Raw genomic sequence first — 10,446 nt, 5'->3', positions numbered from 1 at the left:
GCCCCCGCGGTCTGCGAGCTGGTCTATGACACGCTGGGCGACATAACGGCGGTCAGCGATCGGTTCGCCGCCGCCGGTATCGCGCTGTGGTGCAATACGCTGGACGGCGTGGCTTGTGGCGGCTTCACCGATACCGCCGCGCGCGACAATCCCGATGACATCTGGGGGCGGCTGATCGACGCCGGCGTCTCGGTCATCCAGACAGACCACGCCGACCTGCTGCGGGCGTTTGCCACAGATCGCGCGGGCGGCAGCCTAATGGCCGCATCGTGATTGATGTCGTCGAGGCCATTGCGCTCGAGGCTGGCGAGATTGCGATCGAGCACTTCCACCAGGACGTCTCGGTTACGGCCGAGTCAAAAGGCTATCTCGACCTTGTCACCCAGGCCGATCGGGAGGTCGAGCGGGTGATCGTCGACAGGCTGCGAGCCTCGTTTCCAGACGACGGGATCGTCGGCGAGGAGGGCTCGGCAGCTCGAAGCCGATCCGGGCGGACCTGGGTCATCGATCCCATCGATGGAACCCTCAACTTCGTGCGCGGCTCCGACCAATGGTCCATATCCATCGGTCTCTTCGACGGCCGACGGCCGGTCTTCGGGGTCCTCAATCTTCCCGCGCAGGCCAAACTGGTCTTCGGCGGCGTTGATGTGCCGCCACGTCTCAACGGACACCTGATCCCGCCGCTGGCGCCGATCGATCCGTCACGTGCCGCGGTCGCGCTCGGTTTCGGCCCGGCGGACACCGACTCGCGCCGCGCGGACCTCGTGACATTTGTGAGCCGCGAAGCGGGAATGGTGTTTCGAAACAGCGGCTGCGGAAGCGTCTCGTTGCTGAGTGTCGCTCTCGGCCACGTCGATGGCTACATCAGCCTGGGGGAGTCGAGCTGGGACGTGATGGCAGGCCTTGCGATCATCGGACAGCTGGGTGGCGAGAGCACCGTGGATTGGCGAGATGTTGGCCTTCACCACAAGTTCCCGATAGCGGCCGGCACACATGATTTCCTGGTCGTCGCTTCGAGGTTCTCCGCCCTTGGGCGAGCTGGCTAGAGTTTGGCCTCGACGCCGGCCGTGCCCTGGCGGCCTTCCTCAGCTACGCGCGACCATGCTCACTGCGCGCTACAACCAGTAGGCATAGACCAGCCCAGCAAGAAGGGGCGCGCTTACCAAGGATTGAACGTCGGCCGCCCAGCTGACCCGTCCTGTGGCCGCGAACCCGCTTACATAGCGCTCCAGCAAACCGAGCAGGCTAAAGCTGCCAATGCCGAACCGCACGGCGGCTACCCCTGCAAAAATCGAAGCCCAAAAAGCCCGTCCGAGCCGGGTTTGAGGCGCGAGCGGCACGACCGTGACGTCCTTCGTGTAGCGCTCGCCGGTCGGCCCGGGTTGCAAGGTCTTCTCCGGAATGACCCGTACAATGCCCGAGCGGCGATTGAGGGCCGGGCTGAAGCCGCACCAGTAGTAGAGCGGAATGAACGCGGCGTTCCACAGGACCAGCACCAGGAGACCTTGGCCAAGTGCGAGCCCGTAGTCCGTCAGCAACCCGATCGCTGCTCGAACGAGTGCCCAAAGAGCTGCGACCGGTCTATTCCAATTGCCAAGGTCGACAGCCACGGTGGCGCGCTCCAGCGCATGAGCGGCTTCTTTGGCCTGGCTGTCCCACCCAGCGTCGCGCAGTCCCTTGACCAGGCGGCTCAAGCCGCCGGGCTCGGCCTTCTCGGAATCGAGCCTAAGAGTTCTCAGGTTACTTACGGATCCCATGCTGCCGACATCCGGGAGGTCGACGGGCTGCCATACCGCTTCGGCGACGTTCACGTCAGCGAATGCCGCCTTCTCGAGGTGCGTGTTGCGCAGGAGCGTGCGTTGCAGATCCGCCCGCCGCAAGTCTGCGTCGGTGAAGTTGGCGTTGGTGAGGTCAACACCCGAGAGCTTGGCGCCGCCGAGCTTCCCGCCGGCTATATCCGCACCGACGAGCGACGCGTTGGTGAGCGTTGCCAAAAAGAGATCCGCGCTCGCAAAGGAGGCGCCTTCCGCTTCGACGCAGGTGAAATCGCTTTCGTCGAGCCTGGCCTTGTCAAAAGTCGCGCCCTGCAGTCTCGACCCGGCAAATTTTGCACGCCGCAGGTCGACCTCGACGAACTTTTCCCCGCTCAAATCGAGGTGGCTGAGGTCGGCTTGCCGACCCTTTGGGTTAGGTTTGTCCCATGTGGCCAGCCACCGGCCATGTTCCTTCAGGATCCTGGCGAGGTCAGCCGGCTTCGCGCGAAGAGGGGTGCGGGAGCAGTCGCCGGGCGCTGCCTGCGCCGCTCCAGCAAGCATCACCGCAAGGCACAGGCCAAGACTCGTGATTCTCACGGGACGATGGTCCAGGAGCCCACATCGCCGACTTGGCCGTCGGGATTGAAGGCTGGCATCACCCTGGAATTGACCACATATGCGGCATGGTCGTCCACCATTGGGACGACGACACCGCTGTTGACCAGCAGGCTTTGCAACTGGAAAAGGAACTCGCTGTTGGGTTGCATTACCGCCGTCTCGAACATCTTGTCGAACTCGGGATTGGTGTTCCACCGAAGATCGGACCTCGAGGTGAAATAGCTGAACGTCTCGAGAGACCCGAAGGTCTGCGGCGCGGTCAACGTGACGAGGATATCTGCGGTCTTGTTGCTGATCGCCAGCCAAGCTCCATCCTCCGGCGGAATGACCTCGCTCCGCAATCCGATCCGAGTCAGATCCTGTTGAACCTGGAGCGCCATGCTCATCAGAGTCTGATCCGAGAAGGTGGCGATCCGTAAGGTCTCCGACAGTGGGTTGGCGGCAACAAGACGCGCAGCCTCATCCGGGTCGAAAGCCACAAGTGGCTCCTTGCTCCAGCCCGTCCAACCATCAGGAATAAGCCCGGTCGCAACCTGCGCATTTTCATCCTGGTAGGCCGCGAACCCAACGGCGCGGCGGTCCACGGCGAGTTGTACAGCCCGGCGCAGCTCAAAGTTGGCGAGCGCGCCATCCTGGTTGAGGACGAGGATGCTGGTGCGGGAGGTTGCGGCGCGGGTCACCGGCTGGCCCTCTGCCACAGCAACCTTCAGTACATCGAGATCGGGCCGGTAGACGTCGATCTGTCCGGCAAGGAACATCTCCTTCGCCGCTTTATCGTCCTTTATCACCCGAAAGATTGCGCTTTCGACCTCAACCTTGTCACCCTTCCAGTCTCGGTCCTTGATCAGCTTTGCATAATCCCCCGGGACAACATCGCAGAGATCGTACCGGCCTGAGGTAGGGCCTGGGTCAAAGGTGAATCGGCCGGAAGAAAGCCCACTGACATAGCTTTTGTTGACCACGCAGCCTGCGACCCCGGGCAAAGTGGTCGTGAGCAGGTCAGGGCGTTCGGACTCCAATACGATCGCCGCCGATCTCTGATCGGCAATGTCGACCGACTTCAGGCCACTCCAGCTCTGCCGGTTGTTGGCGTCGCTGAGGCCACCGTTGAAACCGGCAATGCGCTCGAAGGAAAACGCCACGTCTTCTGCGGAGACCGAGGATGCGTTGCGCCAACCTTCATCTCTCAAGGTAAACGCGTAGCGCTTGGGATCGCCCTCGGAGATGTTGTCGACAATGTGCCGCTCCCACCGCCACTGATCGCTGCCTTGACGCTTCGCGAAACGCACCAGAGGTGCCAACAGGTTTCGGGTGATGATCCCGTCCTCGCCGCGGGCATCCGCCGGATCGAACGAACGGAATTCCCGTCGCACGCGTACTCGCAAAGCCGGGCTTGAACAGTCCGCCTGCGCTGCATGGATGGCCGGCATGCAAAGCGCGCCGGCCAAGAAACCTCTTCGAGTCAAGCTCCCACGGGTCATCGTCTCCCCTCGCCATTATCCAAGTATTCCTAGCAGATAAACCGGAGCATGTGCCGTCGCCACGCGAAAAAGCTGCGATAGACAACTGCTTGCATGCGGCCGGGCATTCCCACAGGGGCGTTAGACGCGCTGGTGGAAGGAATTCCACTCCAGCCATATCGTCGTGGCGGAGCAGCCATAGCCTTTGAAGGCAACGCCCCTTATCGAAGGCTATTTCCAATCCAGTCCGATATCGAGGATCGGCGCGCTGTGCGTGAGCCAGCCGATCGAGATGAGATCTACACCTGTCGCTGCGATCGCTGGCGCTGTCGCCGGCGTGACGCGACCGGACGCCTCAGTGATGGCACGGTCGCCGACCATGGCGACCGCCCGCGCGAGTTCCTCGACCGACATGTTGTCGAGAAGCACCGCGTCGACGCCGGCGGCAAGCGCGATTTCGAGCTGATCGAGCGTGTCGACCTCGACCTCGATCCGGACCATGTGACCGACGCCAGCGCGTGCGCGCTCGACAGCGCTACGAATATCGCCGGCGATCGCGATGTGGTTGTCCTTGATGAGAACGGCATCATCGAGCCCGAAGCGGTGATTTGCGCCACCGCCGGCGCGCACGGCGTATTTCTCGAGCATCCGTAGGCCGGGCGTCGTCTTTCGTGTGCACACGATCCGCGCCTTGTGGGCGCGCACGGCGTCCACGATCCCTGCGGTGGCCGTCGCGATGCCGCTGAGGTGGCACAGGAAGTTGAGCGCCGTCCGCTCCGCCGTGAGCAGGGCGCGGGCGGGACCGCGGACTGTTGCAACAACGGCTCCGGCAGCAACATCGCTGCCGTCGGGATGTCCCACCTCGATCTCGAAGACAGGATCGATCAGGCGGAAGGCGAGGGCGGCCACGTCGAGTCCGGCGATCACGCCCGGCTGTCGTGTAGCGATCGCCATCGTCGCAACCGCGTCCGCGGGAACGACCGCGTCCGTCGTGAGGTCGCCGGCGCGGCCGAGATCCTCCAGCAGCGCGGTCCGCACCAGCGGCTCGACCATGAGCTGCGGCGGCGGCATCAATTCCATGGTCAGGCGCTCCTGGCGATTGGCGGCACGGTCTCGGTGAGGGCGGCGGCCGCCTCGAGTGCGTCGTCGAGCGTCAGCCGTGACCGGCTCGGGTGCGGGTCATGCGATAGGAAGTCGGACCGAAAATGCGAGCCGCGGCTTTCCTCGCGGCGATTGGCTGAGACCGTGATCATCAGCGCGACCAGCGCCGGATCGGAAGCGGCCGTGCGGCCAGCAGCAAGCCGTAGCAAGGTCGCCGCGGCTTCGCGCAAAGTCTCCCCGTCGCGCACGATGCCGATCGCTCGCGAGGCGATGGGACGGATGCGCGCCGCATCCGGCCCTGGCGGCACGACGGCCTGGAATTGGGGCCGGTGCCCATCCGATGACTTGGCGGCGACGCTCTGGGCGACCCAGGCGGCTGATACCACAGCCTCGGTGAGCGAATTGCTGGCGAGCCGGTTGGCGCCGTGCAGGCCGGTGCAGGCAACCTCGCCGCATGCCCACAAGCCTTCCACGGAGCTGCGGCCCTCGGCGTCCACGGCCACGCCACCCATGTGATAATGCGCTGCTGGCCGTACCGGGATTGGGTCCGTGGTAGGGTCGATGCCTGACTCCCGACACGACTGCGCGATAGCAGGGAAGCGCTCGCCAAATTTCGTGCCGAGGCTTTGCCGTGAATCGAGGAACACGCGCTTGCCGGCGGCGAGTTGACGCCAAACCGCTCGGGCCAGGACGTCGCGCGGCGCGAGTTCGCCGCCGTCCGTTTCGGCGAGGAAGCGTCGGCCGTGCTCATCGACGAGGACAGCACCTTCACCGCGCACCGCTTCGCTCACCAGTGGCATCGGGCGCAGGTGGCTGTCCAGGGCGGTCGGGTGGAACTGCACGAATTCGAGATCGGCGAGCTCCGCACCGGCCCGCGCGGCGAGCGCCAGACCTTGCCCGAGCGAGCCGAGTGGATTCGTGGTGTCGCCGAAAAGGCCGCCGATGCCGCCAGTCGCGAGCACCACGCGGCGGGTAGGGAAAGCCAGCGCCCCCTTACTCCCGGCCGCAAGCACGCCCACAATGGCGCCGTCCTCGACGAGCAGGCGCCTAGCCTCCAACCCTTCCAGGACCCTGATCGAAGGCGTGCTCCGCGCCGCGGCGGCCAGCACGCGCATCAGCTCGCGGCCGGTACCGTCGCCAGCGGCATGCACGATCCGCCGACGCGAATGGGCGGCCTCGAGTCCCAGCCGAAAGGCTCCATGGCGATCTCGGTCGAAAGGGACGCCGAGGCGCTCGAGGTCTTCGATCGTTTTCGGCGCGGCTTCGACGACGCGCCTCGCGGTCGCCTCGTCGCAAAGCCCATCGCCGGCGGCGAGCGTGTCGCCCAAATGCAGGTCGGGGCTGTCGTCGCAGGCGAGGCTCGCCGCGAGCCCGCCCTGGGCGAACATACTGGAGGCCTCGGCGCCCAGCGGTGTCCTGGAGAGAAGGACGACAGGCTCGGGCGCCAGATGGAGCGCCGTCATGAGCCCGGCGATGCCCGCGCCGACGATCACAGGCCGACCATGAAGATCGTGAATGTCGATCGTCATATGACGAGCATCCGCTCCACGGCCCTTCGAGCGTGACCGGCGATCTGCGGATCGATCGTCACGACATACTGGTTCTCCTCAAGCGCCGCGCGGATGTTGGCGAGCGTGATGCGCTTCATGTGCGGGCAAAGGTTGCAGGGCCGGACGAATTCGACCTCGGGATGCTCTACGGCGATGTTGTCGCTCATCGAGCACTCGGTCATCAGCACGACGCGCACCGGCCTATGCTGTCCGACATAGTCGGACATCGCCGCCGTCGAGCCGGCGAAGTCCGCCTCGGCAACGACCTCGGGCGGGCATTCGGGGTGGGCGAGCACGGTGACGCCCGGATGCGCTTCGCGCAGTTCGCGGATGTCGGCCTCCGTGAAGCGCTCGTGCACCTCGCAGTGCCCCTTCCAGGCGATGATCTCGACGCCAGTTTGAGACGCGATGTTCTTCGCGAGATATTCGTCCGGCAGCATGATGACGCGCGGCACGCCGAGGGACTCGACGACGGCCAGCGCATTGCCCGAGGTGCAGCAGATGTCGGACTCGGCCTTCACCGCGGCGGAGGTGTTGACATAGGTGACGACCGGCACACCGGGAAAGCGCTGGCGCATCAACCGCACATCCGCCGCCGTGATCGAGTCGGCCAGCGAGCAGCCGGCAGCGAGGTCCGGGATGAGCACGGTCTTGTCCGGATTGAGCAGCTTCGCCGTCTCGGCCATGAAGTGCACGCCGGCGAGCACGATGATTTCGGCATCGACGGTCATCGCCTTGCGAGCAAGTGCCAGGCTGTCGCCGACGATGTCGGCCACGCAATGGAAGATCTCGGGCGTCTGGTAGTTGTGCGCCAGGATGACGGCATTGCGCTTGTGCTTCAGCGCAAGAATGGCGTCGATGTCATCGGAGAAGACTGGCCACTCGATTGGCGGGATAACCCGCCGGACGTGATCGTAGAGGGACGCGGCGGTAGGGACTTGAACGAGCATCTTCCAATTATGCTCCGGATGAGTATAATTGGCATATACTTACTGTGAGAATAAGCTATGTCAAGCGCGCGCCCCCGGCAATTTCGTGCCAGCGACGGATCGTTCGGCCAGAACGGCGTGGCGGAAACGGAACAGCTTCGCCGGACGGCCGCCCGTATCGGTCGTCGTAGCCCCGGTCTCCTCGACCAGTTCCTGCTGTTCGATGAGACGGCGGAAGTTCGGCTTATGGACAAGTCTACCGGCGAGCGCTTCCACCGTGCGCTGCAGCTGCAGCAAGGTGAAGACCGGCGGCAACAGCTCGAAGACGACGGGCCGGTATTTGATCTTGGAGCGCAGCCGCGCAATACCGGTCGCCAGAATGCGGCGGTGATCGGCAATCATCGACAGGCCCGGGAGCGGCGAAGGCTGGGACGCCCGGCGGCCACGCGTCGCCTCTTCTACCAGGGCTGCCTCGTAGAGCAGTTCGTAACGCTGGAGCGTCAGTTCCTCGTTCCAGGGGCGATCGTCGAAGCCGAAGGCGATCGCGCAACGCTGCCGCCGTTCACGCCGCGTCGCGGCATCACCGGTGCTGTCCGCCCAGGCGAGCAGCCGCGGCTCAAGGACGTCCTGGACGACCGGCGGCGTGCCGGTGCGGTCGTCCTCCCACGGAAAATAGTCGTACCAGCTTCGCCAGCGACGCTGAGGCGAGCGTCCCGCATGTTCTTCACGTGTGAGCGCGAGATAGCTGATCGAGATCGCACGCTGCTGCCGTTCGATGCCGATCCGGTCGCTGTCGGCGAAGGTGTAGAGTTGCTCGATGTAGCCGAGCGGGTGGCCGGTCTGTTGTTCCACCCATGCCCTCAGGCCGGACTGCAGGGAGCGATGACCGAGTTCGAACGGGCCGGAGGGCAACGCATTTGCCTGTCCGATCGTGAGCACGCAAGGCTTGCCATCGGTGACGGCTACGACGACCGCGATCAGGTCCACGTTCATCTCGTGGGCCCTGCCGGCAGTTTTCCGCTTTCTTGTTCCCGTCGCCTGGTCCTGCATGTTTCCTCGGAAGCGGTTCGGCCGAGCTTCAGCACGACGTGGCTGGAGCGCTTGGCAACAAGCGTGAACTGCGCCGGTCCGGCCGTCAACGCCGCGCGGCGGTGGGCCCCTTTTTGGCTCTTCGCACCGGCACAAGTTTGTGCCAAGGCCGCCCCCGGGCCGGCGGTACCGTAAGGGAAGGAGGCTCTGTTGAGCGCATCTGGTGAAACGAAAGCGGTCACGCCGCCGGACGTGCTCGCCCGCAAGGGCGGCACGCCGCTGGTTTGTCTCACTGCATACACCACACCGATGGGGAGGCTCGTCGACCCGCATTGCGACATCGTGCTCGTCGGCGACAGTGTCGGCATGGTGCTGCACGGCCTGCCGTCGACGCTCGGCGTCACTGTCGAGATGATGATCATGCACGGAAAGGCGGTGCGGCGCGGCGTCGAGCGGGCGCTGATGGTCGTCGACATGCCGTTCGGCTCCTACGAGGAGGGACCTGAGCAGGCCTTCCGCAACGCTGCTCGCCTGATGGCGGAGACCGGATGCGCAGCGGTCAAGCTGGAAGGCGGCGAGAGCATGGCCGCCACGATCCGCTTCCTGACCGCTCGTGGTGTACCGGTCATGGCGCATGTCGGCCTGACGCCGCAGGCGGTGAATACGTTTGGCGGTTATCGCGTGCAGGGGCGGGGAGAGGAGGCGGAGCGGATCCGGCGCGACGCGGCAGCGATCGCGGAAGCGGGAGCCTTTTCCGTCGTCCTGGAGAAAGTGCCTGAGCCTCTCGCGCGGCGGATCACCCGAGAAATCGCCATCCCCACGATCGGCATCGGTGCATCGCCCGCCTGTGATGGCCAGATCCTGGTGACCGACGACATGCTCGGGCTCTTCACCGCGTTCAGGCCGAAATTCGTGAAGCGTTACGCGGATCTCGGCGATCAAGCGGAAGCTGCGATCGCGGCCTATGCAAACGAGGTGCGCGACCGATGCTTTCCGGCTGCGGAGCATGTCTTCGCGGATGTCCCAAAGAGTGTCGGCACCAGCAGCGTCAAGAACGGAGAAGCAGCGTGAGCGTACCCATCGTGAGAACCCTCGCCGCGCTCCGTGCGACGGTCGCGAAGGCGCCAACATTGCCGTGGTGCCGACCATGGGCGCCTTGCACGAGGGGCACTTGAGCCTCGTGCGCGCGGCGCTGGCGCAGGCCGACCGCGTGATTGTCACGCTCTTCGTCAATCCGAAGCAGTTCAACAGCGCGGCCGACCTCGCCGCCTATCCGCGCACGGAAGACGCGGACGCGGCGAAGCTCGCGCCCCTCGGCGCGCACATGCTCTACGCACCCGATGCCGGCGAGATACGCGCGGCCTCCTCCACCAGCATCCGACGCTGCCAGAATCCTCACGGCGTTGATCGTGTCCCATAAAGTTTCGGTATGTTTGCCATGCAATTTCTGATTAGACATAAGTGTGTTGGCATGCTGATACTCCCAAAAAAAATCGGAGGAGAGACGACTAAATGCCTACTGGCAACAGACGCATCGAGACTGGGAAAAGCAGCCGCCGGTCCTGACTTAATCAGCGAGGCCATTCTGGCCGACCAATTGCGACACTCTTCAGATCGCCTCCGACAAATTCGACTTCGATTTGTCGGACATACGCGTGGTCGACGTCTTTCGTTTAAAGGTCGGGAAGCAACCTAAGCCCGCTGTTCACATGCGAGGAGGAGACCCAATGGCGCAAAGAGGCGCAGAAAACAGGCACAGCTTAAGGGTAAAGGCCACTCCTACTGCTTCAATAACAAAATGAAGGCCTTCTTTTTCGCGATCAGGCCCTCGACCGCGAATCCTTATGATTCACGCAACAAAGCTCAAACGAAATGGGAGGCAACCATGAGAACCACTCTTTGTATTGCTGCCATATCCACCTTGATCGCCACCATAATCGCGCCGTCGGCCGTGATCGCCCAGGAAACGCTCTATATCGGCGGTTCAGGGGGATCTAAACAAGTA

8 protein-coding genes and 2 pseudogenes are annotated in these 10,446 nt (G+C 64.2%); 4 read left to right on the top strand and 6 right to left on the bottom strand.

Going from position 1 to position 10,446, the window contains the following annotated elements; genetic code table 11:
• A pseudogene (locus EOA86_RS08480) lies at nucleotides 1–273 on the top strand (DUF4996 domain-containing protein); the annotation flags it as partial.
• Nucleotides 270–1,046: an inositol monophosphatase family protein gene (locus EOA86_RS08475; RefSeq protein WP_206629976.1), complete on the top strand. Its 777-nt coding sequence runs from the start codon at nucleotides 270–272 to the stop codon at nucleotides 1,044–1,046. The pseudogene EOA86_RS08480 and the gene EOA86_RS08475, both read left to right, overlap by 4 nt.
• Before the next feature lie 69 nt (nucleotides 1,047–1,115).
• Here EOA86_RS08475 and EOA86_RS08470 read toward each other — a convergent pair whose 3' ends face one another.
• From EOA86_RS08470 to EOA86_RS08445, 6 genes are all read right to left on the bottom strand, one after another.
• A complete protein-coding gene (locus EOA86_RS08470; protein ID WP_128341222.1) occupies nucleotides 1,116–2,351 on the bottom strand; it encodes a pentapeptide repeat-containing protein in 1,236 nt (411 codons plus the stop codon).
• Nucleotides 2,348–3,820, bottom strand: coding sequence for an ABC transporter substrate-binding protein (locus tag EOA86_RS08465; RefSeq protein ID WP_164891625.1), 1,473 nt, complete (start codon nucleotides 3,818–3,820; stop codon nucleotides 2,348–2,350). The genes EOA86_RS08470 and EOA86_RS08465 overlap by 4 nt, the downstream gene beginning before the upstream one ends.
• A gap of 243 nt (nucleotides 3,821–4,063) precedes the next feature.
• The gene (nadC, locus tag EOA86_RS08460; protein WP_128341220.1) at nucleotides 4,064–4,912 is read right to left on the bottom strand and encodes a carboxylating nicotinate-nucleotide diphosphorylase; all 849 of its coding nucleotides are present in this window, start codon (nucleotides 4,910–4,912) and stop codon (nucleotides 4,064–4,066) included.
• 2 nt (nucleotides 4,913–4,914) lie between these two features.
• On the bottom strand, nucleotides 4,915–6,462 hold the full coding sequence (locus EOA86_RS08455) for an L-aspartate oxidase (RefSeq protein WP_128341219.1): 1,548 nt from the start codon (nucleotides 6,460–6,462) through the stop codon (nucleotides 4,915–4,917).
• A complete protein-coding gene (gene nadA / locus EOA86_RS08450; protein WP_128341218.1) occupies nucleotides 6,459–7,433 on the bottom strand; it encodes a quinolinate synthase NadA in 975 nt (324 codons plus the stop codon). Before nadA ends, EOA86_RS08455 begins: the two co-directional genes overlap by 4 nt.
• 60 nt (nucleotides 7,434–7,493) lie before the next feature.
• Nucleotides 7,494–8,462 carry a hypothetical protein gene (locus EOA86_RS08445; protein WP_128341217.1) on the bottom strand — a complete coding sequence of 323 codons (969 nt, stop codon included), beginning with the start codon at nucleotides 8,460–8,462 and terminating at the stop codon, nucleotides 7,494–7,496.
• A gap of 189 nt (nucleotides 8,463–8,651) precedes the next feature.
• On the opposite strand from EOA86_RS08445, the gene panB reads away from it, so the two are divergent.
• On the top strand, nucleotides 8,652–9,512 hold the full coding sequence (gene panB, locus EOA86_RS08440) for a 3-methyl-2-oxobutanoate hydroxymethyltransferase (RefSeq protein WP_128341216.1): 861 nt from the start codon (nucleotides 8,652–8,654) through the stop codon (nucleotides 9,510–9,512).
• Nucleotides 9,509–9,795, top strand: a pseudogene (locus EOA86_RS08435) (pantoate--beta-alanine ligase); the annotation flags it as partial. The gene panB and the pseudogene EOA86_RS08435, both read left to right, overlap by 4 nt.
• Between the last annotated feature and the right edge of the window lie 651 nt (nucleotides 9,796–10,446).

Source organism: Mesorhizobium sp. M5C.F.Ca.IN.020.32.2.1 (genome assembly GCF_004023105.1).
In the GTDB taxonomy this organism is placed as follows: domain Bacteria; phylum Pseudomonadota; class Alphaproteobacteria; order Rhizobiales; family Rhizobiaceae; genus Mesorhizobium; species Mesorhizobium wenxiniae.
The sequence above is the reverse complement of the archived record's forward strand: the minus strand, read 5'-3'. Positions and strand labels throughout refer to the sequence as shown.